Raw genomic sequence first — 23,799 nt, 5'->3', positions numbered from 1 at the left:
ACATCGCCCGGCGACCCTGCACCGACCGTCCTGAACTGTCGAGGGCCGGTCCGGCGCCCCCGTCAATGGGGATGGTCGTGAAACTCTCGCATGTAGTCGTGCACGGCCGGCTCAGGGACGCGGAAGCTGCGACCCACCCGGATGGCCGGCAGCTCCCCGGAGTGCAGCAGCCGGTAGACCGTCATCTTCGAGACGCGCAGGACCGTGGCCACCTCAGCCACCGTCAGGAACCGCACCTCCGACAGCGGCCGCTCCCCTGCGCCACGCCTGGAACTGGCGGTGTGCTCGGCGACGACCTGGTCGATGTCGTGCTCATGGACGTCGCCGGTGCGGGCCAGGTCGACCAGCGCGGCCGCAGCTGAGGCGATGTCGCCGGTCGTCTCCGAGGAGGGAGCCGCGCGCAGGATCAGGCGTGCCGCCACCTGCTGCGCCGTCACTGTGCCCGCGCTCGCCATACAGCCAACGTAGCGGCCGTTGGCCGTCTGTCCCACCCCAGGGAGTCAGGAACACCACGAACAAGCCCCCCAGCGCTTGGCCGGATACCACAGGGCCGCCATGGCCATGCGCTGGGCATCTTCGATGGCTTGCCGCGCAGATAGCCCGTCCATGTCCTTGGTGTTGAGGAAGTCCACCACCGACCGCTCCCAATGATCTTCCGCCTCACCCCAACGGCCCGCATGGACCTTCAGCACGAACGTCTCGACGAACCGCTTTGCGTCCTGTCCCTGCTCGCGCAGGTCTGCCAGAGACTTCATCGACGGCTCCCCGGCCGCCGGTTGGCCCGGGCCCGGCGGCGCAGGTCCTCGACCACCTCCGCCGCCGAGCGGCGGCGGCGGTCCTCGATCTGGCGGGTCACCAGGTAGCCCACAGTGCCGCCGACGAACGCCGGGATCGCCAGCCAGCCCACGATGGACACCAGCCACGTCACCAGTGCCGAGCCCGCCTCCGCTGGCGACTTGATGCCGATCAGTACCTCGTACGCCGTCGACCAGCCGATGAGGACGCCATCGATGACGAACACCACGATGAACGCCAGGGCGACCCACAGGGCGCGGGTGAGCAGCCAGTACCGGGTCTTGCTAAGCGCTGCCAGGGATCGCAGGCGCCTGCGGCACCGCGCCACCAGCGGAGCCCGCGGCGGTGGCTCCGTCCCAGCCGGTGTCATGCCTTGACGGTAACCGCTCCCCCACTCGATTCAAGGGGCGAAAACGACCAGCGGACACAATCAGACATACGTTCTATAGTGCGCGTCTTTGCGCAGGTCGCGACCATGTTTCGGTGATCATCTTCGGGTATGCTGGTGAGGCTGACGGTGATTGATTAACCTCTTGAGAAGGATGTGAACTTCGTCCGATGCCCGCCATGGTCATACCTGCCGCCGACCTCCCCGACGACGCCACCATGCCGCCGAAGGAACTGATGCAACTGGTCGGCGTGCGTGCCCGGGCCACCCTGTGGCATTGGGACCGCAAGGGGATCGGGCCGACGAAGTACGTCATCAACGCGCGCACGGTCCGCTACAGCCGCTCGGAGGTGCGGGCCTGGCTGCTGGACGGAGCCAAGCGCCTCCCCCCTGGCCAGGGTGCCGGCGTCGGGCAAGGCGGTGACGCCGTCGTGGCCTGACGCATCCCGGGCCGCGAACGCAGAAGGCCGCCCCCTAGCCCGGGACGGCCATCGCGTAAGGGCCCATACGAGGGGACCTAGATCGTCACGCTGCTGCCAGTGTTCTCTGCACGCCTCAGCAGCGCCAACATCCTGAAAGGGATCTTAGCAAATGGCTGTTGGACAGCCCGGTTCATGCCGTCATGCCCGCACTCGCCGCGTCGCGCGGCCCGCCGGGAGGGCGGCCTGATGGGCGAACTCGACGGTTGCGTCGACGACACGCCGATGCCCGCCTGGGCAGGCGACTACCTGACCGCCAAACAGCAGAACCTGTCGCCGGTCATGCGCTGGGTGACGCTGGCCTACCAGCGGATCGGCTGGGAGCCGTCCCACGTCACTGTCGTCCAGCGGCTGTGTCTGTCGGTGATGCTCAAGGCCAAAGGGCAGCCGCTGCTGGACTGGCGCAGCGAAGGCCAGCTCGCCCAGGACCTGAAGCTGTCCCGCAACACCGTCGGTACGGTGCTGAAGGACCTGGAGTGCGAGGGATGGATCAGCCAGCGGGTACGCGCGGGCGGATCCGGACGCAAGGAGCGCTGGCCGACCTGGCCGCCCATCGACTGCCTGACGCCCGCCGACGGCCCCGAGCTGTGTGCGGCCCCGACCAAGGCCGGGATGCTGTGCATCCGCCGCGCGGGATGGGGCACTCCCACTCCCGGCGCCGGGCCCTGCAAACTCCACCGCGCTGACGGCCACGACGCCCAGGATGAGCAGCACGAGCAGGGAGGTGCTCAACCGTTGAGCAGCTCCGCCGACCCGGGCACCTGCCCAATGGTTGAGCAGGGCCCTGCTCAACCATTGGGCACCGACCTGCTCAACGGTTGCGAGGAGGTGCCCAATGGTTGGGCAGCAGGAAGGGATAAGGAAGGGGGAAGAGAGAGTCATCAGTCAGTGAGCGCGCCTGCCCCGCCGCCGGAGGTTGAGCCGGAAGTGCCCCGGCCGCGCACCGCGACCGACGAACTCGAAGACCGGTACGAGATCAACGAGGCGGTGGTCGGCTCCGGTACAGAGCGCCCGGATGACGCAACCGGCAGCCCCGCAGACCCGGGTCCGGCGCCGCAGCCTGGCCAGGCCGTCCAGATCCTGCAGGAGCTCTACCCCTGCTCACCGGCCGATGCCGAGGCGATGGTCACCCTCATCGGACAGGGCAAAGCGATCACCGACTGGCGCCGGTACCTCAGCGCCTGGACGCCCGACAGCTGGGCGCGCTGGCACGCCCGGGTTCGTTCCACGCCGCTGCCGCCGCCGGCCCGCGAGCGCATCACCTACCAGCCGCCGCGCGATCCCCGCGACCCCGACGACGTCGTGGACGACGTGCTGCCGGTCGATGAGACGCTCGCCCGGCTGCGCGAGCAGATGGGCTGGACGCCTCCTACGCGCACCCCAACGTAGGCGGCCGTGAGCACTTGGGACCCGGGTGCGCCGACCTTGTGGGACGGCGCACCCGGGTCCACGTCGCGCGTGACGACGCTCACCGTTGCCGGCGACACGTCCCGTCGGCAGCGTGCTGCGGTTCTCCGACTCGACATGCTGGGGCCCATGGAGACGAATCCCCCCGCGCACAGCAAGGGGCGCGAGCTTACCCAGACCGCCATCGAAGCGATCGTCAACCTCGTTCCGGCGGCGGGCAGCACCATCGCGGTGCTGCTGATGGCAGGCCTCAATCACAAGCTGAACCAACGGCGCGAGCGCTGGCTCACCGAACTCGCCGAGGCGGTCGAGGACCTGAGGCAGCGCTACGACGGGTTCGACCCTGACGCGCTCGTTGACAACGACGCCTTCGTCGACGCGGTGATGACGGCGACCCAGACCGTTTACCGCACCTCCCAGCAAGAAAAGATCGCGGTCCTGCGCAACGCGGTCCTCAACTCCGCCATGCCGGACGCCCCAGACCTGGACATCCAACAGCTGTACTTCGACCTCATCGACCGGCTAACCCCGACCCACATGCGGCTGCTGGCGCTCCTGAACGACCCGCAGGGCTGGTTCGATCGGCACCTCGAACTGTCACGCCCGCAGTTCAGTTTGTCGTCCAACCGCGTCCAGTTGATCTCGGCGGCCCTGCCTGATCTCGGTGCGCAAGGGCAGGCAATGATCGAGCGGTTCTTCGCGCCGCTGGCCGACGGCGGCCTTGTCAACGGCAACCTGCACGGCATGATGACGGCCTCCGGAGCGTGGCAGCCGATGACAACCGACCACGCGAACGCCTTCCTCGAGTTCATCCGAGACCCGCGCTAAGGCTCCACAATCACCCCGTGCCCGGGCGACCAGCCCTGCGGCTGGAACGTCAGCTGCAGCCCCCGCCCGCTGCCCGGGCGTACGTCCACAAGCGGCACCATCGCCCCCCCGGGCGTGCACCCGGGGGGGCGATCCGGCCACGCCCGCTCGGCGTGCTCGGCACGCCAGACGACGCCCAGCACGCCGAGCGACAACGGAGATCTCAAGCATGCCTCTCATACCACCCACCCACCATCAACCTCACCGATATCTGACAACTGTCATTGCTCAAACGAAACATAAGTGTCATCCTTATCTTCCAAGGTCAGAGGCAAAAGATCGATTTGTACCCAGGTATCGCTACGCGATACACAGCGCCCTGCCCGCCCCGCCGGGCACCGGGATGAGGGGGTGGCGCAGGCTTGGCATGGCTCACGGTCCTGGGCCCCGCCGCGGCGCAGATCGACTACCGATTACGCGCGGACGCCGGCTGTGCCCAGGTCGACTACCGCCTCGCCGACGGCGACGCCCAGGAGACCGATCAGGAGGCGGCCGCCGGTGCCGAGCCCGGGCGCGGCCTGACGTGGATCGGCGACGGGCTGCGCGAGTTCGGCATCGAGCCCGGCACCCCGTTGACACCCGAGGACCACCAGGCCGCCCGGCGGCTCATGGCCGGCCGCGATCTGGGCACGGGCAAGCGGCTCGTCAAGCCGAAGCTGGCCATGCACCCGCGGGCGATGCTGCCCGGCCACGTGCTGCTGCAGGCGCTGCAGCAGACCGCCGCCGAGCGCGGCCAGAGCGTGGAGGACATGCTCGCCGGCGTGCAGTGGGCGGCCAAGCGCGCCGGACGTCTCGAGCGCGGCGTCGAACGCGAGGGCGAAGCGCACACCATCGGAGTCGGCGACGCCGAACGCCTGGCGGCCGCCGCCGGCCTCGACCTGGCGGCGCTGTATGAGCCGGACCGGCTGCAGGAGGCGCGTGCCCACCGCGATGAGCGGGTGCAGGTCGGCAACCGCGGCTACGACCTCACCCTTGAGCTTCCGAAAAGCGTGAGCGTGCTGTACGGCCTGGCCGATCCGGAGCTGGCGCAGGGCATCGAGGACGCCTTCGCCGAAGCGGTGTACGACACGGTGGCCGCGGTCGAGCAGTGGGCCGGGTACGGCATGCGCGGCCGCCACGGCGACGGCAAGCGCGCCGACCGCATCGCGGGCACCGGCGTGCTCGGCTGGGTCCTGTGGCACCGGGCCGCCCGCCCCGTGGGCGGTCAGGCACCGGACCCGCATCTGCACGCCCACGTGATGATCGCGAACATGCTGCGCGGAACGGACGGCAAGTGGTCCACGCTCGGCGCCGGCGGCCGCGACGTGCACCGGCATGTGAAGGCTGCCGGCACGCTGGTGCAGGCGCGGCTGCGGCGGTTGCTGACCGAGCGGTACGGCATCGTCTGGGAGCGCGATGCGCGTACCGGCGCGTGGGAGATCGTCGGCGTCGGCGAGGACTTGCGCACCCGGTTCAGCAAGCGCGGCGGCCAGGTCGCCGATCTGCTGGCGGAGATGGGCCTCGATGTCGGCAGCGCGAGCACCGCCCAGGCCAAGAACGCCGCCGCCAGAACCCGGGAGAACAAGAACAGCGCGCCGACGGCGCCGGTGGACCTGCGCACCTCCTGGGCGGCCCAGGCCCGCGCCGCCGGCGTCGAGGCGGCCACGCTGACCGCCGCGTGCGTCGGCACCGCCCGGAGCCTGCCCGCGCGACCCTCGCCGGAGGCGATCGCCGCGTGGATCTGGCGGCCAGAGGACGGGCTGACCGGCCACGACAAAATCGTCACCCGGGCCGACGTGCTCGCCGCGGTGATGGACGCGCTGCCGGACGGCGTCGCCGGCCTGGCCGACGCCGACGCGCTCACCGACCAGGTCCTCACACACGGCCCGGTGATCCCGCTTCCGCCCGCCGGGGCGGTGCACCTGTCCAACAATCAGCGCTACACCACCAGCGACGTCACCGCCGCCGAAAAGACGGCGCTGGCGGCCGCGCGCGCCGGCTACGGCGCGGGCCTGGCCGTAGTCGACGACGCGGCGTCCGCGCTCGCCCTCGACACCTACGAGACCACATCCGACCTCCTCCTCAGCGACTCCCAACGGGGCGTGCTGGAGCGGCTGCTCGGCGACGGGCACGGCGTGGAGGCGGTCATCGGCGTGGCCGGCGCGGGCAAGACGACCATCATGGCCGCAGCCCGCTCGGCGTGGGAAAGCCGCGGCCTGGTAGTCGCCGGGGCCGCGACCGCCGCGGTGGCCGCGATGGGGCTGGCCGCCGAGTCCGGCATCGCCTCCAGCACCATCGCCCACTGGCTGCTGCGCATCAACGGCGGGCCCGGCCTTTCCGGCGTCGACGTCCTGGTCGTCGACGAGGCCGCGATCGTCGACGACCGGCAGCTGGCCGTCGTGCTGACCGAGGCGCAGCGCACCCGGACGAAGGTGGTGCTGATCGGCGACCCGGTCCAGCTGCGCGCGATCGGCGTCGGCGGGACCTTCGCAGCCATCCACCGCCAGGTCGACGGCCCGGTGCTCGGCGAGAACCGGCGCCAGCGCGACGTCGGCGAGCGGGCCGCCCTCGCCCTGTGGCGCGACGGCCGGCGCGAGCAGGCGTTGCGCACCTGGAGCCGAGCCGGCCGCGTCCATGCCGGGCGCGGCGCGGACGACACCATGGCGGCGATGCTGACCGACTGGCAGCAGGCCCGCCTCCCCTACGCCGGCGACGTACACGCCGAGCTGGCCGCCGTGGCGCTGCTGGCCGGCAGCAACGCCGACGTCGACCGGCTCAACCACGCGGCCCGGGCGCTGCGCCGCGCCGCCGGCGAGATCACCGGACCCGAGGTGCGCTACCGGCAGCCGGGCGGCCGCACCCTCGCCCTGGCCGTCGGCGACCACGTGCGCATTCACACCAACGACTACCGGGCCCGTCGCGGCCAGGGCGCCAACGTGCTCAACGGCTACCGCGGCCGCGTGATGGCGTTCGACGACCGGCGCCGGGTGCTGGTCGAGTGGCGCGCCCCGCACCCCGACGGCCCGCGGCTGGAACGGGAGTGGATCACGCCCGGCTACATCGCCGCCGGCGGGCTGAGCCACGGCACCGCCATGACGGTGGCCGCCACCCAGGGCGCCACCGTCGACCGGGCGCTGGTCTACGGCTACGGTTTGGACCCGCACAGTCTGTATGCGGCGATGTCGCGCGACCGGGAGGCCGTGCGCCTGTACCTGCCGCGCGAGCTGTTGGAGACCGACGCCGACCGGGCCCGGCTCGGCGAGCCGGATAGCTACGCCGTCGAGCTGCAGCGCGCGCTGGCCGCCTACGCCGCCACCCTGCAAGGCGACCGCGCCGATCGGCTGGTCATCGCCGAGCCCGAGCCGATCGCCCACCAGCGAGCCGCCGAGCGCGAGCGCGCCGGTCGACCGAGCGATCCGCGAGCGGTCGAGCAACTGCTCGACCAGCACCGGGGACATGACCGCGCCGGCGACCCGGGTCGCGAGGGCGCCGAGCGCGCCGCCGAGCGCGCCGCCGAGCGGGATGCCGAGCGGGATGCCGAGCGGGATGCCGGTGGCCGCCAGGGCGACGCCGAGCACGCCACCCCAACCGCGGCGGCCGCCGAGCGGCCGGTCGATGCGGAGGTCGAACGCGCCCGGCGGGAGCTGCAGGACGCCGAGCGCGAGGCGAGGGCCACCGTCGAGCGGGCCAGCGCGCTACTGCTCCTGACCCAGCGCCCGCTCGGCGTGGGCTGGCTGACCGACGCGCAGCTGCAGGCGCGGGTGCGACCGCTCGCCGAGCGCATCGCCGCCGCGGCCGCGCAAGTCGAGGCTGCCGAGCAGCACGCCCGCCGCTACGCCCGCGACGGCGGCGGCCCCGCCGAGCGCGCCCTCGATGAGGCGCGGGCCCGGCTCGCCGAGCAACTCGCCCAGATCGAGGACGCCGAGCGAGCGGCGACGCGGCTGCAACAGGCCCGCCAGACCGTCATCGACGGCCGCGAGCAGATCCGCCTACTCCGGCAGCACGAGGCCGACCTCGCTCACGAGCTCGCCGGGCTGGGCCGCCTGCGCCCCGCGCACCGGGCCCGCCGTCGCGAGCTGGAAGCCGCGCTCCCCCGCATCGGCGAGGACCTGGCCGCCGTGCGCGAGCACCTGGCCCCGATCCTCAAGCAGGGCCCTGCCCTGGAAGCGGCCACCCAACAGGCGGCCGTCTCGGCCCCGCCCGCTGTCAACTGGCCGCTGATCCGGCGCCGCCACCAAGACGTCGAGCGCGACGTCGACGCCGCTCGGCGCGGCGCCCGAGCCCGCGACGTCGACAACGCCACCCAGCGGGCGGACCAGGCCCGCCACGACCACCACCTCGCCCAGGACGAGCTGGCCGCCGTCCATGACGAACGCCGACGCCGCGCCGGCCTGCCGCCCGCCCGGCGCGAGATCGAACGCGCCGCCCGCGCCGAACACACCCAGCGCAAGCGCGCGGCCGCCGCCCGGGGTGACGGCCCCCTCCGCCCGGCACCCGGCCTGCAGCGCGACCGCGAGGTCGAGCGTCAGGCATACCGGCCACCGCCAGGGCGGGGCGTCGACCGCGGCCCCGGGCTGAGTCGCTAACCCCCGGTCCCCCGCCGGGGGACCGGCGAGCGGCGGGGGACCGGGGATCAGCTCATGCTCTCGGCGAGCAGCTGGTCGATGCGGTCCGGCTCCACCTGCGTGGCGGCGGCGATCAACGGCACCAGGCCGCTCACCGTGGCGATGTGCTGCCCGTACAGCGGGCCGAAGCCCACATGCGGCGCATCGGCGACCGGGTCGTCAGGCAGATCATCACGCCACAGTGCCGCCCACCAACTGCCGGTGCCCTCATCCCAGCCCCACACGCTGCGCCTCTGCCAGCCCTCCAGCAGGAACCCGAACGGCCCCGGATGTCTCATCCCCTTCAGCTCCTTTCACCAGGTAGTCAGCAGGCGTGAAGATTCTCTTCCGCCCAGCGGACTGGACGGTGTCGCCGCCAGCGCGGATGGTGGGGCCAATAGCCATGCCCAGCACGCTGGAGAGTCTGGCCATGCTGAAGACCTTGGCGCTCATCGCCATGAACTGGACGGTACGCGATCAAGACCTGAGCCACGTCCGCTGCGTCCGTTGCCACGAGATCCACAGCGAGGGTCCGGGCGGCGGCGCCTTCCGCGTCATGGCCACGATCACCATGACACGGACCGACGACGGAATGGCCGTCACCGACTCCCTGCAGACCCCGGCCGAATGGATGTGCCCGTGCGGCCGCCAAGCCCCGTTGGAGCTGGGCGAGCTGCTGGTCAACGACACGACGGTGAGCTGCCGCCGCAGATGGGTTTGCCGCAACCGATGGCGCGTGCCCGCCGAAGCGAAACAGATCATCTGCCCCTGCTGCTGGACCGACCAGCCAGGCCCGGCAGGCTGGCGCGCCAGCGGACACGCGCACTAGTCGACCGCCAGGTACGACGGCAACAGCCGAGCGGCAACCGTCCAGGAACGGCTCCCATGCTCGCCCGCACGCTTGTTCGATACGCTGGCGCGGTCATGTCCGCGATCCACCAGCTGTCAGGCTCGTGCCTGACGGAGCCGGCTACCTGCTCAAGCGGCGCACCCTCGCCGACGGCAGGCAAGAGGCGCTGGTGTCCTACATGGAGATCACACCCGGTCCCCGGGGAGGCCTGGTCCCACGCGAAGACTGGCTTCCACTTGATCGGGTGCAGCCCCTTCCCAACATCGACTACAGCGCCGTCGAACACGAGCAGCTCACCGACGACACCACCACGGCACCCACTGGCCAGGCCAACGCCTCGCGCCGCCCGACCGGCTGGCCCGCACAGGTCCCGGCACCTGACGACGATCCCGGCTGGGCGACACACGCGATGGCTTTCCTGCTGGACTGCATCCCGCCGGACTACCGGGTTCATGAGGTGGTCCACGACCCGCTCGTGCTGGTCCGGATGGCCACCGGCCACGTCGACCACGCGCTGACTGCGCTCAGGGCCGGATACCGGGCCGCGAGCGTGGACCTCAAGCCGTTCCTGTCGCCTCACGCGATCGAGCAGGTGTTGGAGGTCTACCGCAGCGAGGGAAGCCGACTGAATGCGCTGGCCGCGGCCATCCCGGTCGTGGGCCGGGCTCTGTGCGAGCACCGTCCGTACCAGTGACCCTGCGAGGGTCATAGCCAGCAGTTCGGCGATGCTCCGGTCGACCAGTTCGGCGTCGTCACGCCGGCTTCCATCGGGCTGGTGGCTCTCGGCGCGCGGGCTCAGCCGTATGGGCCGGGTCCTACGATCACCACACTTCGGCACCCGCTATACGGGGCTGGCGCGGGTGAACGGGGGTTCCATCCTCGCCCATTGCCCTGGGGCAGCGAAACGCATAACCGGGGACCGGGCCAGCGGAGGATGACACCCCGAGCCTCGCGGTGAGCTGACGGTCACTTGATCATCTGAAAGAGTGGCTCCACGTCCGAAGTACCAGCCCACAGGGCTGGGAAGCACACGGAAGAACGGAGTCACCGTGGGGAAAGCCAAAGTCCACGTCGTCCTCAACCAGAAGGGCGGCATCGGCAAGTCCACGACAACCCTGAACCTCGCCGCTGTCACCGCCGACACCTCCGGCGAAGAGACCGAAACCGCCGTCATTTCGATCGACCCGCAGGACTCGGTCGGCTGGTGGGCTCAAAACGTCCTCGACGCCGGTCGCAGCCTTCCATTCGACTTCGCGCAAATCGGCGCAGACGACATTGACGACCTCGACGACCTTCCGGACCTGCCCGGCATCAAGAACGTGTGGGTGGACACTCCTGGTTGGAAGCCGTCGCAGCGTCCTGGCTATCGCGACCCGTTCGAGGACTCCAGCTTCGGTGAAGCGCTCCGTCGTGTGCTGGCCGTCGCCGACGACGTGATCGTGCCGATCGAGCCTGAGTCTCTCGGGTTCGAGCCGACATTCAAGACGATCGAGGAAGTCATCAAGCCGCGGGGACTGCCGTACCTGGTGTTCGTCAACAACTGGGAGCCGCGCGACGGCGACAAGGAGAAGGAACAGACGATCGAGTTCGTCCAGAGGCACGGCTGGAATCTCGCCCGCACCGTCGTTCGCCACTACAAAGTGCACACCCGCGCACCCGCTGACGGCCTGGTCGTCACCCAATACCCGCGCAATCGGACCAGCGTGGAAGCCCGTGAGGACTATTACAAGCTGGCCCTGGAGTTCGAGCGGATGCGGAACGGCGACTGATGACCATGACTCCCGTAGCCGGGCAGCGCAAGAGCCTCAAAGACTTGAAGGTCGGCAGGAACGCCCAGCCGCAGTGGCCGGACAAGGTCAAGTTCGCCGACATGGCTGACAACCCCGACAACCCCCGAGACGCGCTCCGTGATCTCGAAGGGCTGGCCGCCACCATCAAGGAGAGCGGCATCCTCCAAGACCTGGTCCTTGTTCCGCGCGAAAGCTGGCTCACGGCTCACCCCGGACACGACAAGCCCATCGAGGACGGCGGGATCGGCGACAAGCCGTTCGTCATCCTCATTGGGCACCGGCGCCGCCATGCTGGCGAACTGGCTGGCCTGGACGAAGCGCCCGTCAAAGTACGGGAGGACATGGCTGGCGCGTCGCGGCGGAACGCACTGATCGAGAACGTTCAGCGCGACGATCTGTCGCCGTTGGAGGAGGCGCATGCGATCCGCGACCTCATGGCAGAGGAGAATCTGTCTCAAGGGAAAGCAGCAGCTCTCCTGGGCAAGTCAGGGGCTTGGGTGTCGTTTCGGTTGGCACTGCTTGGCCTGCGGCCGGAGCTTCAGCAGGCGCTGATCAAGGGTGATCTCAAGCTGGAGGATGCGCGCAGGATCGGCAGGCTGCCGCACGGCCAGCAGATCTGGCCAGAGCCAGATCCAGAACCGGACCTAGGCTTGCCGCCCCCGGCTACAGCTCCCAAAACTGAGCCGCTGTCTCAGCCCGAGTCTGAACCGGCACCGGCTCCAGGCTCGCCGACCGCGTACCCCAAGCCCGAGCGGCCGGCTCCCGCATCGTCTGGTGGCGAGGGAGCGACTCCCCCATCGCCCGGGCCGCAGCCCGTGCCCCCAGAGAACGCGGGGTCGCTGACCGCCCTCGGCCGCGGCGAGCCTCCCCAGGAGGAGATCAGCCTGAACGAGGCACTGCGGTTGGAAGGGGCCGCCAACATGGTCAGCGATCAGCGAGCGCTCCGTCAGGTGGCTCACCGTCATCCCAAGAAAGCTCACGCGATCCTGAAGATCCTGGAAGACGCGGTCGCCACCTTGCGGAAGGGCCTGACGGACGATATGTAGGCTGTCTACACGTCTTAACGCCGTTAACGGGCAGCCATCGAAACCCCCGCAGCAATATGTAGACCGTCTACAGGTATTAACGCCGTTAACGAAGGGCGCCCGTTCGGCACGGGCGCCCTTCGTCATCGGTGAGGCAGGGCATCGCACCCCCTTGGGTCTCCCGAGCTCAGGTCCACTCCTTGCGAGTGGGAGCGGTTTAGCGGCCGTAGTCGTCCGTGACGTATTCGAGGAGCTTCTCGGCCGACTCCACCAGTTCCTTGGCGAGAGAGCGGCCGTACCCGCGCTTCCTCGCCTGTTCCAGCCGGGCTGCGTGCTCGTCAGGCTGGCAGTTCAGTGGATGCAAGCCGTAGTTCATGATCTGCAGTTCCAGGCAGCTGACTACGAAAGCGAAGTCTTCTCGCGTGCCGTCCTTGTACCAGCTGAGGAACTCGTAGATCCGCCCTACAGACTCCGAGACTTCTCTTGGGTCCCAGCGGTGTTCGGTCAGGCAGGAGGCCCATCGGTAAGCCTCCAGCATCCGCTCGCGCTCTGTCACCTCGCCTGAACCGTAAGCCCAGGCACTCGCTCCGTATCCCGGCATGCCCATCGTGGCCCCCTGCTCAGGCAGTTCCACGTACTCGCCGTTGAGGTCTTACCCCCATCCGGCCGGATTGTCGCCTCCTTCGCACCGAAGTCTGGGGGCGCCCGCGATTGTTCTCTGCACCAGCGGGGCGGGCGAACGTACTGATCGGGGATGGGGTGCGAGAGGGTGGACCCTTCGTGGATGCCGGGCGGATCGCCCGGCATCGGCCTCCGAGCCCGGCATTTAGCCGCTGAGCTGGTATACAGGTACACCACTGCTCAGATATTGGTACACGTGCCTCACAGCTAAGTCCACATGCCGCATACACATATTGAAGCGATCGTCGCGACCGCAGAGCGGGCCGGTGACGGCGAGTCCGAGGACCGGATATTTCTGCTGCCCCAGGCGGTGATCGTCCTGGACGGCGCCACAAGCGTGGAGCTTGGGCCAGGGAGTGGCGGCTGGTACGCCGACATGCTTGGGCGGCGGTTGGCTCGCCAACTCGCCTCATCTGACGGTCTTGACCTACGCGACGTGCTTGCCGAAGCGATCGCAAGCCTGGCGGTAGCTCACAACCTCCGGCCGGGTCGCGCCCCATCCGCCGCGGTGACAATCCTGCGCTGGACGGCGCAGGTGGTTGAGGGTTTGGTGCTCTGCGACACCAGTCTCGCCCTCCTGAGCCCTGGTAAACAGACCAACGTCCTGCATGATGATCGGCTCCACAAGCTCGACCACCCCCACCGGGCTGCCTATCTTGAAGCCATCAGGACCGGCAGCGCCTTCGACCGCGAGCGGCTCCGGCACATGCAGGCGTTCACCCGCGAGTACCGCAACCGGCCTGGCGGCTACTGGGTGGCCGAAGCTGTACCAGAGGCCGCGAATGAGGCTGTACGAGGTATCTGGCCGCGCGAAGAAGTAGCCGCTGCGCTGCTGGCCACTGACGGTGCCGCCGCCGGTGTCGACACCTATCGAGTACTCGACGACTGGGCCGCTGGATTCGCCATGGCGAAGGACCGTGGAGTGGAAGCGATGCTCGATCTCGTCCATCAGACCGAGCTCGGCGACCCACAAGCACGGCGCTGGCCACGCTTTAAGACCCACGATGACAAGGCGCTCGCCTTCGTTCAGTTCCTGCGGGAGGCGTGGTGACCACGGACGAGCGGCCTCTGCACTCCGTCAGCGTTGGAGCGGCTGTGGTCGGCGAGGGCAGTCGGCTGCTGGCCATCCGCCGGCGTGACACCGGCGCCTGGCAGCTGCCGGGCGGCATTCTGGAGCGGGATGAGGGCCCACTCCAGGCTGTGCGGCGCGAAGTGCTGGAGGAGACTGGAGTGTTGGTCGAGCCCGGGCCGTTGACCGGCGTGTACAAGAACATGAGCCTGGGTGTCGTCTCGCTCGTCTTCCGCTGCCACGTAATCGGGGGCGAGCCACGCCCCACCGAGGAGGCCACCCAGGTGGCTTGGCTCACGCTTGAGGAGATCGCGCACCGGATGGTCGAGGCGTTCGCCATCCGCCTGCAGGACGCTGTGACAGCGGAGCCGACGCCACAGGTACGGCTCCATGACGGCACCAACTTGATCGTCTGAGGCTCAGGGCAGCACCGGCCGGCGCCTCGGCGCCAGCTCCTTCTAGATGGTTTTCCACCCGTAGTCGAGTGTCCAAGCGTGGGTGGGCATCACATGGATGCAGACCTCCACGGCCCGGTCTTCCGCGGTCCAGCCTGTGTGAACGATCTCGAAGACACGCTGATCCTCCGTCATCGCCAAGTAGGAGGCCTCCTCAGCTGTAGGCGGGCGTGCAGTGATGCGCTCGGTGATCCTCACCTGCTTGTACCCGAGTTCGGTGAAGCGCGAGATGATCCCGCCAGGGCCGGTGTCCTCCTGTTCGATCGCCGTACCGGCAGCGATGTCCACCGGGATGTAGGACGTGGCGATCTGCAGCGGAATGTCATCGGCACCCATGTGACGAATCCGTGCAACAGCGCTCGGCTCACCAGCGGGGACATTGAGGATCTCGGCGACTCTGGTCGGCGGGACAACCCGTTCGATGCGGACGTTGACCCGGGGTTCGCGGCCAAGGGCCCTCACCTCGACATCAAAAGCGCCGCGGCCACGCTCGCGCGCATCGGTGCTGTAGCGGGCTTCGGCGTTGCGGACGATCGGTGGAAGCTCACTCACGAACATCCCCTTTCCGCGATGTATGCGCACCAGGCCCTCAGCAACGAGCACCCGGATTGCGTCATTGACGGTGGCCCGGGAGACGCCCAGTTCATCGGCCAGCAGATCCTCCCTTGGCAAAGCGCCACCCCGGGGATAGTCGCCATCGGCGATGGCCTGCCGGATCACGTCCGCCACATGCCGGTACACGCTTCGCTTCGGGATGCCACTCATAAGCCGCAACTCTACCCGGTACGCGGTACCTACTCACAGGAGGTACGTACCGCCTACTTGACAGCTGGTGAGTACCGGGGTCTACTCATGGCCAAGTAGGCGGTACGTACCGCGTATCCCTAGCGCGATTCGTGTCCGATTCGCTGGAGGCTCGATGGCTCCAAACGGTGGATTAATCGGGGATGTCGAAGGTGTACGACCAGGCGAAACGGCTTGCCGCGTGGATGCCGCGCGCGTATTCGACTGGCCGGCCATCGCTTGTCCGCGTGATCCTGTGCAGCTCCACTACCGGCTCGCCAACAGGAAGATCCAGGAGCAAGGCTTCGTCGGCCGTCGGCATTCGTGCCGACAGGTCCTCGGTGATCTTCTGCGGAGGCAAGCCCTGGTCGGTCAGGACTTGGAAGCCGCCCGACCTGCCCGCTATGCCCGGTCTCGAATCGACCAGGGGTGTGCCTTCAACGTCGGCCTGGCGGTAGTACGACGTCATCGTGTGCGTGGGGGAGCCGTCGCGGGTCATCACCCGGGCCCGCTCGTACACCAGATCGCCAGCAGCGATCTCCAGCGCCGCTGCCGTTCGCTCGTCGGCCTCTACCAAGGCCACGTCCTGTGCCTGGCCGCCCTGTTGGACTACGGCAGGGCTGTCGGGTCGATCGTTGGCGTGGGCTTCGACGGTCGTCATCTCCCACCTGTGGCGCGCGTACCTGTCAGGCCCCAGTCGACGCACAGGGTGTGCCTGGCGAACATAGACGCCCGAGCCGTGAATGGAGTCGACCAGGCCTTCGGCCTTCAGCGTGGCGAGGGCCTTGAGCACGGGGTTCTGGGTCACGTCGTACCGCTCGGCGAGGACTCGCACTGCGGGCAACTTGAATCCAGGCGGAAGTTGGCCGGACTTGATCTGCGACCTCAGGTCGTCTGCGATCCGGCGCGATGGCGGCATCTGGTCTTTGGGGTGCTTCATGACTCCACCCTACGTGAATTGCTATACAGCACTTCCTTGACCGCGTCGTGCGCCCCGTCTAACGTAAATGCTGTACAGCACTTGCTGTCCATCACTTCACTCTACGTCGGTAATGCCCGAATCACAAAGATGCGGCCCCGGTGGTGGTGCACCGAGGCCGCGACGAGTCGCGACACCTGAAGGGAACCCCGACTCATGCTCATCATCTCTGATCTGTCCGCGACCGGCGACAGGATGCTGACCTCCAAGGAGGTGGCAGTCCTTTTTCGAGTCGACCCCAAGACGGCCGCAAGGTGGGGCACCACCGGTCGGCTCGCGGCGATCCGCACGCCCGGTGGTCGCACGCTGCGCTTCCCCGAGGCTGAAGTCCACGCTGCCCTGCAGATCTTCTCGGACCTTGAGGGGGTGGCTTGATGACGACTACTCCCCTCGTACAGATCCCCTTCCCCACGTTGGCTGAGCTGGCCGCTGACCGGCCGCTGGCAGACGTGGAGATCGTCGTCACCACGACTAACCCGAGTTACCACGGCCAGACGGAGTTCCGGATCCGGCCGGGCGTGGTCGACGCCGACACGGTCGAGCTGTTCGGGTTCTCCCAGTGCACCGTGCTGGCGCGGGCGATGAACGAGCGCACCGGCTGGGCGTTCGCGCTGGTCGAGCAGTTCATCGACGGCGCCTGGACGTGGGCGCACGTCGGCGTGCTCACCCCGGCTGGTCGGATGCTCGACATCCACGGAGTCCGCGAACTCGGCGAGGTCGAGAGCCAGATGCTCGCCGAGTACGGCCACCCGGCGCGGGTGCGCGTGCTGCCCACCCTGGCCGCGCTGGCCGACGCCATCACCCCCGGCTCTTCGGTCCAGCACTGGACCTCCGACATCACCAACACGATGGGCGTCGAGATCGTCGCCGTACTGGCGGAGCTGCTGACCGTCCAGGCCAGCGAGGGGGGCGCATGAGCACCTCCAAGATCCGGACCACGCTGACGGTGGCGTTCGCCCACCGAGGCAACCAGTCCGTGCGAATCAAGGCCATCTACGAGCCGAACGACCCGTACGCGGTGCACCTGGTCTTCCCGTCCCCGACCGGGCGTCGCGAGCTGATCTGGACATTCGCCCGGTCCCTGCTGGTACACGGCATGCGGCAGCAGCAGACGGAGGCGCCGGTCGGCGAGGGCGACATCACGGTCGGCCCGGCTGAGGCCCGCAACTACGTCGAGATCGTGCTGCACCCGTTCGGCCGGGCGACGACCCGGCTCTACGCGCGCCGGGATGAACTGACCTCGTTCGTGGCGCAGGCGTACGAGAAGGTGCCCGACGAGCAAGAGGACGCCTGGATCGACTGGCGTGAGGCCTGGTCGTGGCTGCACCGCTGCGTGCTGCAGGGAGGTGCCGCATGAGCACCGTCCCCGAGATGGTGGAGGACCTGACGTTGTGGCCCGCCACCGAGCTGGACAGACCGCTGGTGGCGATGCTGTCCTACCGTGCCGACAACCCCCACGTGGTCCGCATGGCGTTCGTGGACGCGTGCGAGCACGAGACGCCGTTCATCTACACCTTCGCCCCCGGGCTGCTGGCCCGGGCGCTCGGCGAGGACCTCACTCAGGACCTCGCCGAGCCCGCAGGCGATGGCGAGGTGCACATCGGCCCGACGGAGGTGTCCGGGCGTCTGGTGCTGTCGCTGATCGCGCCGGACCTCCTGCGTGATTCCGGCGGTCGGTTCGAGCTGCTGGTCGAGCGGGCGCGGCTGCAGGCGGTCGCCGAGCAGATCGCGGCCGTGCGTGACCTGGCCGGACTGGGGGTGGGGTCATGACGCGCGACGACACGCCGGCGATGACCGCCGCCTACGACGAACTGCTGGCGGTGGCGCGGGCCACGGTGGCGGCCGCCGCGCTGGGCGAGCCGGAGCCGCTGGCGATCCTGGCCGGCTACCTGGCCGAACACGCTCAGCTGCCGCCCGTCGGCGCGCGGCCCGCGCAGCTGCTGGCACTGGCCAGCAGCGGGTGGGGCGGTGGCGGCCGGTGAAGCGGAGGAATCCCGTCGTGGCGGTGGCCGGCACTGCCGCCATGACCGTGATCAAGTGCGTGGCGGCCGGGCTGATCCTGGCGTCCGCGACCCCGAACGAGATCTTCCTGCACCTGGAGACCTGCTCTCACTGCGCGACCAGCTCGACCGGCAGGGGGGTGGGTTAGATGGCGATCACCCTGCCCGTGCCCGTCACCGCATGGCAGGCCTTCCCCGGCGAGCCGGGCAAGGTCGCCACGGCCCGTGCGTGGGCGCTGGCGACGGTGCCGCTGCCGCTCGACCACCCGCGGGCGGCCGACCTGGCCACGGTGGTGTCCGAGTTGGCCACCAACGCGCTGCGGCACTCGATGTCGGGCGCGCCCGGCGGCCGCTACTGCCTGCAGGTCGAGCTTGACCCCGACTCCACCGCCGAATCCGGCTCGCTCGCGTTGACCTGCATCGACATGGGACCCGGCGCCGGACTGCCCGACGACCGGGAGGCGGTTGAGAGCGGCCGCGGCTTGGTCGTGATCCGCCGCCTGGTCGACGACTACAGCGCCACCCAGACGCCCACCAGCCGCGAGGTGCGGTGCCGCCTGAGCTGGACCGGAGGCGTGGCGTGAGCACCGAGGACAGCCGGGCCCGCCTCGCCGCTGAGGTGGCCCACCTCAACCGCTGGCAGCTGGCCTTCGCGGAGGCGATGGCCAGCACCACCGACGACGACAGCACCGACCCGGAGGAAGAGGAAGGCCGTGGCTGACGCCCGTACCCGTACCGCCGAGCGGCGCGCCCGCCGGCGCGGTTTCCACCTGAACCGCATCGAGGCCGCACCCAGCCTGACGGAGAAGTTGGAGGCCGCGTTCGGCCTGCTGAGGGCGGATCTGAAGAACACCAGCGATCCCGCCAAAGCAGAGGCGATCGGCCTGCAGGTCCTCCAGCTCTTGATCGATTCCAGCGACCGCATTCCCCGGAGGAACGCGTGAACGACACCCACACGACCCCGAGCATGCCGATCGGCCGCCACGAGGCGCGCACCACGCCGCAGGCACCGATCGGCCACCACCCCTACCCGTCGGCGCCGCAGACCGGTGACTCGTACCCCCCGGTCCCGCCGCACGAGCAGCCCCAGGTGCAGCCCGCCGCGCCGGCGGATCCGCCCGAGCGCGAGCCGGGCCCGCTGGGCCAGGTGTGGCAGGCCTCGCGCACCGATCGCGCCCTGCGCAAGGAGCGCGGCGCCGGCCGGTGGTGGGCGATGCGGTGGATGCACGAGCAGCCCACCAGCGTGGCCGACCACCTGGACTACTACCTCGCCCAGCGGCAGGAACGGCCGGACGGCCGCCGCGGCTGGGGCCTGACGACCGCGATTCCGCTGATCAACGGCCTGCACGCCACCTTCTACATCGTCTTCGGCCTGCTCGTGGGCCTGCCCGTGACGCTGGCCTGCTACGCGCTGGCGTGGCTGTGCCAGCGCCCCGGCCGGGCGTTCCTGCTGGCCATCGCCAGCGTCGTGGTCCTCACCAACCTGGCGACCTGGCTCGCCGGGCCCTAACCCGAACCCACCTCAAAAGAACGATCTATCGCAAAGGAGAGCAGAGTCGTGGGACAGATCTTCGCCGGCCTCGGCTTCACGGCCGTATGTCTGGCCATCGGCGTCCGCCTGATGAAGCACGCCAAGGTCATCGCAGATGCGAAGCGCAAGCCGAAGTGGTACCGGGCGGCCGCCGTCGTCATGGCTCTGGCCGGATGCGGCCTGGTCGGCTCCTGGTTCCAGGGGTTCGCCACCACCATCGCCGCGATCGTGCCGGGCCCGATCGTCGGCTTCGCCGCGGTGTTCTGCGGCCTCGGCGTCTTCCTGGACTGCTGGGGCAAGGACAACCACGCCGGACGCGGCACCGCCATCATCGCGTTCATCGCACCGCTGCTGATCGTCCTGGCGCCGGTCAGCCTGCTCGGCATCAACCCCGACGACCTGGTCAAGGGCGTCAAGGACGTCACGCAGCAGGCGCAGCTGGTCGGCCCCGGCGACCGGGGCTAGGCGGCCGCCATGGAACCCATCAGCATCATCATCTGGCTGTGGCTCAGCTGGGGCGTCACCAGCATGCTGCTGACCAAGGACAGCACCGATGACGCGCCGGCGAGCAAGGCCGCCGAGTCCGACGCAGCCGGCGAGTCCGGCGCGGACAGTTCGGAGGAGTCGGTCCGCCGCAGTCTGCGGGAGCGACTGGACGCCAACGCGGCGGCCGCCCGCAAGACCGACTGGGGCAACCCCGGATGGTGGCTGCGGGCGCTGGCCGGTGCGGCCTGGTCACCGGTGAAGGACCTGACCCGGGCCGGCCGATGGGCCCGCGGGGCTGGTGGGCGGCACGACGACCAGCACGACGACCAGGACGTTCCTGACGTCGACGCGCCGGAGAGCGGCGGCGGCGAGGACCGGCACGACGACCGCGACGAGCGTCATGACGACCGGCGCGAGGACGACCGACGCGAGGACGACCGGCGCGGTGATGAGCGGCGCGATGAGGACGAAAGCGCCGATGAGGAGGCTGACCCCGATCCCGGCGGCAGCGATCCCGACGCTGATGAGCCGGGCGGCGGTGAGGATGAGCGGCCCGACTCCGAGCGCGGCGAACGCCGCGACAGCGACGACGACGACGACGAGGACACGTCGTACTGGCGTCGCTGGCGTCGCGGGCGTCGGCACCACCGCACAGATGACGACGACCCGAACCCGCGACAGGGCGAGGAAGAAGAGGACTACGAGGTCGAGGTCGTCGGCACGCGCCCGACCCACGAACCCGCCGCGCTCAGGCCGCCGATCCCGGCGCTGACCGCACCCGCCGCCACGGAGCCGTCAGCGCCTGCCGAGCCCACCCCCCGGCCTGAGGTGCCCGGTCCACGGACGGAGAACAGCCCCGTCGCGCCGTGGCGGGAGCCGCTCCGCCCGGCAGCGCCACAGGCAGAGCTTCCGCCGCACCCGGCCGGGTCGGCGCTCGACATAGCCAGCCCCGACGCAACCCGCGCCGGCGAACCCCAGATGGAAGGGACCGAAGACGTGGCCAAGTACGTCGCCATCCCGGGGGCCAATGCGCCCAAGACCAGCATGGACGTGGGCGGCAACACCCACGACGACGCCGTCGACCTGAGCAAGAAGATCGTCAAGGCGGTCGACATGACCGCCGACCCGGCCGAACAGGCCGAACTGATGATCAGGGCCTCGCTGAAGGCGTCCTGGAACGCCCTGGACGCGCTGGCGGCCGCCGGGATCGGCGGCCGCGTGCTGAACAACTGGGCGGACGCGATCATCGCGCTGGAGACCGCCTCCCAGACCGCCGCGCAACTGCGCCGCGACGTCGAGGCGGCCAACAACGCGGCCGCGACCGCGATGAACGTCCAGCGCAAGACCGGCGACAACGTCCAGGCCGCCGTCCAGGCCGCGGGCAAGTCCGCCGCCGAGTCGACCCGCTACTACGGCAAGCGCTGACCGCCCGCCCCTGACCCCATTTCCACGAAGGAGGGACACGACATGACCACCCACATCGACCGGCAGGCCCCTTCTTCGCCCCTGCCGCAGGACGACCAGGCGGACCGGCCTGCCCTGCCCGGTCCGGCTGCGCCGGTCACGGTGCCGGTCGGGGAAGAGCTCGGCAGGGCCGCCAAGAGCCTGCTGTGGGCCGCCCGCAAGGGCCTGTACCCGGTCGGCGCGATGAGCGCCGTCTACACCGCCGGGGTGGTGTTGCACGAGGTCGGCGACGTGCACCCGCTGTGGGTGCTGGCCGGCGCCACCACCACCGCGGTGGCCGGGCTGTGCGTGCGCGGCGTGCGCACCTTCCTGGCCAAGGCGCCCTGGCGGCCCCGCTGGGCGGCCGGCTGCCTGGCGGCGGCCACGGCCTGGACCGCGGCCGCGGCCGCCGGCGGGGCCGGTCTGGACACGCTCATGCCCACCACGCTGGTGGTCGGCGGCAGCCTGCTGGCCGCCCCCTGGTGGTGGACCTACCGGCTGCGTGTACGGGAAGACCGCCGGCCCGCCGCCGCGCCGGCGAGCCCGCCGGCGTTGACGGCGGCCGCGCCGCTGCCGGCGATCGAGGCCGCCCACCCGCACCAGGTCGCCTGGGGCGAGCACGCCGGTGCTCCGCGTGGCGCGCTGGAGTTCAGCAGCCTGATCGACCCGGAGCCGATCGCCGATCACCTGGGCGAGCCGAACGGCACGGCCTGGGTCATCGACGGCGGGCCCGCCCGGCACACCTACGGCGACATGCGCAACGCCATGGAGGAGATCAAGGCCACGTTGGACCGGCCGCACGTCGACTCCCTCATCTACCTGGACCAGGACCCGCAGCAGTACAAGACGCGCGGCCGCCTGGTGGTGCTGGAGCGCAACCCGCTGATCCAGGAGATCATGTGGCCCGGCCCCAGCCTCGACCCCGACAGCGGGCTGGTGCCGATCTCGGTCTACCCGGACGGGTCCGGCTGGGCCTTCTACCCGCTGTACGTGCCGGGCTGGGGCGTGCCGCACGACCTGTTCGCCGGCGCGCCCGGCACCGGCAAGTCCAGCCTGATCCACCTGGTGGCCGGCGAGTCGCTGAACGTCGGCAGCGCGGTGCTGCTGTACGACCCGCACGGCGGCGGCAGCTTCGAGCACCTGGTGCCGCGCACTACCCGCTCGTTCCTGGACGCGGGTGAGATCTACGCCGGGATGCGCGGCCTGGAGGCCGCCCACGCCGAACGCGTGACGATCTTGCACGAGGTCGGCGAGAAGCGCATGGGCCCCGAACACGGTCACCCGCTGATCCACGCCATCATCGATGAGGCCTCCCACAAGGCGGTGCTCGGCAACCCGCTGATCAGCGAGATCCTCACCCCGATCGGCCGGGAGGGCCGCAAGCTGTGGCTCAAGCTGACCGTGGCGCTGCAGAACCCCGGCGTGGAGGAGGGCTTCCACGACAACGGCGAACTGCTGGACCTGCTGCTGGCCGGCAACGTGGTGCTGTTCCGGGTCGCCTCCAACCGCATCACCCGCAACATCAAGGTCGGCGACGTCGAGGTCGCCCCGCATCTGCTGCCCCCCTACTTCGACCGTGAGCAGAAGCTGCTGACCACCGGCCTGGGCTACGTGATCACCGGCACGCCTCGCGAGTTGCCCTCGCGCACCGCCAAGGTGCTCGCCCGGACGTTCACCAGCACGGTGCCGATGGGCTCGCCGTTCGACGACCGCACCGGCGAGGCGTTCGAGCGCGGTTACGCGCGCGGCATCGTCGAGCTGGAGCGGCTGGCTGAGCAGTCCGGACGATCAAGCAGCCGGGCCGACGGTGAAGACGGCGGCGGCCGCGCCGCCCTGCACGCGGTCCCCAACTCCACGGCCGACCCCGGCGCCAAGGACCGGCTGGTCGAGCTGTTCCAGCAGCGCGAGCACGTGACCATCGCCGACATCCGCCAGGCCGAGATCTGCTCTCCCTCGCGCGCCTACGACCTGCTGAACGAGCTGATGAACAAGGAGCTCATCGAGCGCGTCGAGGGCGTGCGCGGCCACTACCGGTGGAAGGCGGCCTCATGACCCTCCCCGTGGCTCTCGCTGTGACGGTCCGTACTCCTCCTCCACTCCTCCTCCTGCCCTGCACCCCCAGGAGGGGGCCTGGGTCGGGGAGCGACACCCGCCCGTGCGCATGCGCGCGCGAGAGTACGGCCCTCTC

The 23,799-nt window shown here is 69.9% G+C and carries 31 protein-coding genes; 23 read left to right on the top strand and 8 right to left on the bottom strand.

Annotated features, from left to right (window positions below):
* Window positions 1-62: 62 nt before the first annotated feature.
* The 3 genes from AB0F17_RS59830 to AB0F17_RS59820 all read right to left on the bottom strand — a co-directional run bounded on the left by AB0F17_RS59830 (window position 63) and on the right by AB0F17_RS59820 (window position 1,165).
* On the bottom strand, window positions 63-245 hold the full coding sequence (locus tag AB0F17_RS59830) for a helix-turn-helix domain-containing protein (RefSeq protein ID WP_358044395.1): 183 nt from the start codon (window positions 243-245) through the stop codon (window positions 63-65).
* Between the two features lie 255 nt (window positions 246-500).
* Entirely contained in the window at window positions 501-755 is a 255-nt protein-coding gene (locus AB0F17_RS59825; RefSeq protein WP_358044350.1) for a DUF6313 family protein, read from the bottom strand.
* Entirely contained in the window at window positions 752-1,165 is a 414-nt protein-coding gene (locus AB0F17_RS59820) for a DUF6313 family protein (RefSeq protein WP_358044347.1), read from the bottom strand. The genes AB0F17_RS59825 and AB0F17_RS59820 overlap by 4 nt, the downstream gene beginning before the upstream one ends.
* Before the next feature lie 197 nt (window positions 1,166-1,362).
* Here AB0F17_RS59820 and AB0F17_RS59815 point away from each other — a divergent pair, with 197 nt between their 5' ends.
* The 3 genes from AB0F17_RS59815 (at window position 1,363) to AB0F17_RS59805 (ending at window position 3,897) form a co-directional block, all read left to right on the top strand.
* Complete coding sequence (locus AB0F17_RS59815; RefSeq protein ID WP_358044344.1) at window positions 1,363-1,623, top strand: hypothetical protein; 261 nt, start codon at window positions 1,363-1,365, stop codon at window positions 1,621-1,623.
* Window positions 1,624-1,851: 228 nt separating this feature from the next.
* On the top strand, window positions 1,852-3,051 hold the full coding sequence (locus AB0F17_RS59810) for a hypothetical protein (RefSeq protein WP_358044341.1): 1,200 nt from the start codon (window positions 1,852-1,854) through the stop codon (window positions 3,049-3,051).
* Window positions 3,052-3,120: 69 nt separating this feature from the next.
* Window positions 3,121-3,897: a hypothetical protein gene (locus AB0F17_RS59805; protein ID WP_358044339.1), complete on the top strand. Its 777-nt coding sequence runs from the start codon at window positions 3,121-3,123 to the stop codon at window positions 3,895-3,897.
* Here the strand turns inward: AB0F17_RS59805 and AB0F17_RS59800 are convergent.
* Window positions 3,894-4,103 (bottom strand): hypothetical protein, encoded by a 210-nt coding sequence (locus tag AB0F17_RS59800; RefSeq protein ID WP_358044336.1) that lies wholly within the window; start codon window positions 4,101-4,103, stop codon window positions 3,894-3,896. The genes AB0F17_RS59805 and AB0F17_RS59800 overlap by 4 nt on opposite strands.
* A gap of 195 nt (window positions 4,104-4,298) precedes the next feature.
* Here AB0F17_RS59800 and mobF point away from each other — a divergent pair, with 195 nt between their 5' ends.
* Entirely contained in the window at window positions 4,299-8,501 is a 4,203-nt protein-coding gene (gene mobF / locus AB0F17_RS59795) for a MobF family relaxase (protein ID WP_358044333.1), read from the top strand.
* A 47-nt stretch (window positions 8,502-8,548) separates the two neighbouring features.
* On the opposite strand, the gene AB0F17_RS59790 is transcribed toward mobF, so the two are convergent.
* Complete coding sequence (locus AB0F17_RS59790) at window positions 8,549-8,818, bottom strand: hypothetical protein (RefSeq protein WP_358044330.1); 270 nt, start codon at window positions 8,816-8,818, stop codon at window positions 8,549-8,551.
* A gap of 104 nt (window positions 8,819-8,922) precedes the next feature.
* On the opposite strand from AB0F17_RS59790, the gene AB0F17_RS59785 reads away from it, so the two are divergent.
* The 4 genes from AB0F17_RS59785 (at window position 8,923) to AB0F17_RS59770 (ending at window position 12,205) form a co-directional block, all read left to right on the top strand.
* Window positions 8,923-9,348 (top strand): hypothetical protein, encoded by a 426-nt coding sequence (locus tag AB0F17_RS59785; RefSeq protein WP_358044328.1) that lies wholly within the window; start codon window positions 8,923-8,925, stop codon window positions 9,346-9,348.
* A 124-nt stretch (window positions 9,349-9,472) separates the two neighbouring features.
* The gene (locus tag AB0F17_RS59780; protein ID WP_358044326.1) at window positions 9,473-10,063 is read left to right on the top strand and encodes a hypothetical protein; all 591 of its coding nucleotides are present in this window, start codon (window positions 9,473-9,475) and stop codon (window positions 10,061-10,063) included.
* A 355-nt stretch (window positions 10,064-10,418) separates the two neighbouring features.
* Complete coding sequence (locus AB0F17_RS59775; RefSeq protein ID WP_358044324.1) at window positions 10,419-11,138, top strand: ParA family protein; 720 nt, start codon at window positions 10,419-10,421, stop codon at window positions 11,136-11,138.
* Window positions 11,138-12,205, top strand: a complete 1,068-nt coding sequence (locus AB0F17_RS59770; protein WP_358044321.1) for a ParB/RepB/Spo0J family partition protein — start codon at window positions 11,138-11,140, stop codon at window positions 12,203-12,205. Before AB0F17_RS59775 ends, AB0F17_RS59770 begins: the two co-directional genes overlap by 1 nt.
* 196 nt (window positions 12,206-12,401) lie before the next feature.
* Here the strand turns inward: AB0F17_RS59770 and AB0F17_RS59765 are convergent, their stop codons facing one another.
* Complete coding sequence (locus AB0F17_RS59765; RefSeq protein WP_358044318.1) at window positions 12,402-12,740, bottom strand: hypothetical protein; 339 nt, start codon at window positions 12,738-12,740, stop codon at window positions 12,402-12,404.
* A gap of 342 nt (window positions 12,741-13,082) precedes the next feature.
* Between AB0F17_RS59765 and AB0F17_RS59760 the strand changes: the two genes are divergently transcribed.
* Complete coding sequence (locus AB0F17_RS59760) at window positions 13,083-13,916, top strand: hypothetical protein (RefSeq protein WP_358044316.1); 834 nt, start codon at window positions 13,083-13,085, stop codon at window positions 13,914-13,916.
* Window positions 13,913-14,350 carry an NUDIX domain-containing protein gene (locus AB0F17_RS59755; RefSeq protein ID WP_358044313.1) on the top strand — a complete coding sequence of 146 codons (438 nt, stop codon included), beginning with the start codon at window positions 13,913-13,915 and terminating at the stop codon, window positions 14,348-14,350. Before AB0F17_RS59760 ends, AB0F17_RS59755 begins: the two co-directional genes overlap by 4 nt.
* Window positions 14,351-14,392: 42 nt before the next feature.
* Here AB0F17_RS59755 and AB0F17_RS59750 read toward each other — a convergent pair whose 3' ends face one another.
* Both AB0F17_RS59750 and AB0F17_RS59745 read right to left on the bottom strand, forming a co-directional pair.
* Window positions 14,393-15,154: a GntR family transcriptional regulator gene (locus tag AB0F17_RS59750; protein WP_358044311.1), complete on the bottom strand. Its 762-nt coding sequence runs from the start codon at window positions 15,152-15,154 to the stop codon at window positions 14,393-14,395.
* A gap of 172 nt (window positions 15,155-15,326) precedes the next feature.
* The gene (locus AB0F17_RS59745) at window positions 15,327-16,112 is read right to left on the bottom strand and encodes a GntR family transcriptional regulator (RefSeq protein WP_358044308.1); all 786 of its coding nucleotides are present in this window, start codon (window positions 16,110-16,112) and stop codon (window positions 15,327-15,329) included.
* 195 nt (window positions 16,113-16,307) lie between these two features.
* Here AB0F17_RS59745 and AB0F17_RS59740 point away from each other — a divergent pair, with 195 nt between their 5' ends.
* The 13 genes from AB0F17_RS59740 to AB0F17_RS59680 are packed head-to-tail and all read left to right on the top strand — an operon-like array spanning window position 16,308 to window position 23,663.
* Window positions 16,308-16,526: a helix-turn-helix domain-containing protein gene (locus AB0F17_RS59740; RefSeq protein ID WP_358044306.1), complete on the top strand. Its 219-nt coding sequence runs from the start codon at window positions 16,308-16,310 to the stop codon at window positions 16,524-16,526.
* A complete protein-coding gene (locus tag AB0F17_RS59735; protein ID WP_358044304.1) occupies window positions 16,526-17,068 on the top strand; it encodes a hypothetical protein in 543 nt (180 codons plus the stop codon). The genes AB0F17_RS59740 and AB0F17_RS59735 overlap by 1 nt, the downstream gene beginning before the upstream one ends.
* The gene (locus AB0F17_RS59730; RefSeq protein ID WP_358044302.1) at window positions 17,065-17,508 is read left to right on the top strand and encodes an SsgA family sporulation/cell division regulator; all 444 of its coding nucleotides are present in this window, start codon (window positions 17,065-17,067) and stop codon (window positions 17,506-17,508) included. The genes AB0F17_RS59735 and AB0F17_RS59730 overlap by 4 nt, the downstream gene beginning before the upstream one ends.
* Window positions 17,505-17,921, top strand: a complete 417-nt coding sequence (locus AB0F17_RS59725) for an SsgA family sporulation/cell division regulator (RefSeq protein ID WP_358044300.1) — start codon at window positions 17,505-17,507, stop codon at window positions 17,919-17,921. The genes AB0F17_RS59730 and AB0F17_RS59725 overlap by 4 nt, the downstream gene beginning before the upstream one ends.
* Complete coding sequence (locus AB0F17_RS59720) at window positions 17,918-18,133, top strand: hypothetical protein (RefSeq protein ID WP_358044298.1); 216 nt, start codon at window positions 17,918-17,920, stop codon at window positions 18,131-18,133. Before AB0F17_RS59725 ends, AB0F17_RS59720 begins: the two co-directional genes overlap by 4 nt.
* A complete protein-coding gene (locus AB0F17_RS59715; protein ID WP_358044296.1) occupies window positions 18,130-18,300 on the top strand; it encodes a hypothetical protein in 171 nt (56 codons plus the stop codon). Before AB0F17_RS59720 ends, AB0F17_RS59715 begins: the two co-directional genes overlap by 4 nt.
* Window positions 18,301-18,735, top strand: a complete 435-nt coding sequence (locus AB0F17_RS59710; protein ID WP_358044294.1) for an ATP-binding protein — start codon at window positions 18,301-18,303, stop codon at window positions 18,733-18,735. It abuts the gene before it with no gap.
* On the top strand, window positions 18,732-18,872 hold the full coding sequence (locus AB0F17_RS59705) for a hypothetical protein (RefSeq protein WP_358044292.1): 141 nt from the start codon (window positions 18,732-18,734) through the stop codon (window positions 18,870-18,872). The genes AB0F17_RS59710 and AB0F17_RS59705 overlap by 4 nt, the downstream gene beginning before the upstream one ends.
* Entirely contained in the window at window positions 18,865-19,095 is a 231-nt protein-coding gene (locus AB0F17_RS59700; protein WP_358044289.1) for a hypothetical protein, read from the top strand. The genes AB0F17_RS59705 and AB0F17_RS59700 overlap by 8 nt, the downstream gene beginning before the upstream one ends.
* Window positions 19,092-19,661, top strand: a complete 570-nt coding sequence (locus AB0F17_RS59695; protein ID WP_358044286.1) for a hypothetical protein — start codon at window positions 19,092-19,094, stop codon at window positions 19,659-19,661. Before AB0F17_RS59700 ends, AB0F17_RS59695 begins: the two co-directional genes overlap by 4 nt.
* A 48-nt stretch (window positions 19,662-19,709) precedes the next feature.
* A complete protein-coding gene (locus AB0F17_RS59690; protein WP_358044283.1) occupies window positions 19,710-20,147 on the top strand; it encodes a hypothetical protein in 438 nt (145 codons plus the stop codon).
* Window positions 20,148-20,156: 9 nt separating this feature from the next.
* Complete coding sequence (locus tag AB0F17_RS59685) at window positions 20,157-21,593, top strand: hypothetical protein (RefSeq protein WP_358044280.1); 1,437 nt, start codon at window positions 20,157-20,159, stop codon at window positions 21,591-21,593.
* A gap of 42 nt (window positions 21,594-21,635) precedes the next feature.
* Window positions 21,636-23,663 carry a hypothetical protein gene (locus AB0F17_RS59680; RefSeq protein WP_358044277.1) on the top strand — a complete coding sequence of 676 codons (2,028 nt, stop codon included), beginning with the start codon at window positions 21,636-21,638 and terminating at the stop codon, window positions 23,661-23,663.
* Window positions 23,664-23,799 lie beyond the last annotated feature (136 nt).

Source organism: Nonomuraea sp. NPDC026600 (genome assembly GCF_040638335.1).
In the GTDB taxonomy this organism is placed as follows: Bacteria; Actinomycetota; Actinomycetes; order Streptosporangiales; family Streptosporangiaceae; genus Nonomuraea.
Note: the sequence above shows the minus strand (reverse complement) of the source record. Positions and strands in the feature narration are given on the sequence as shown.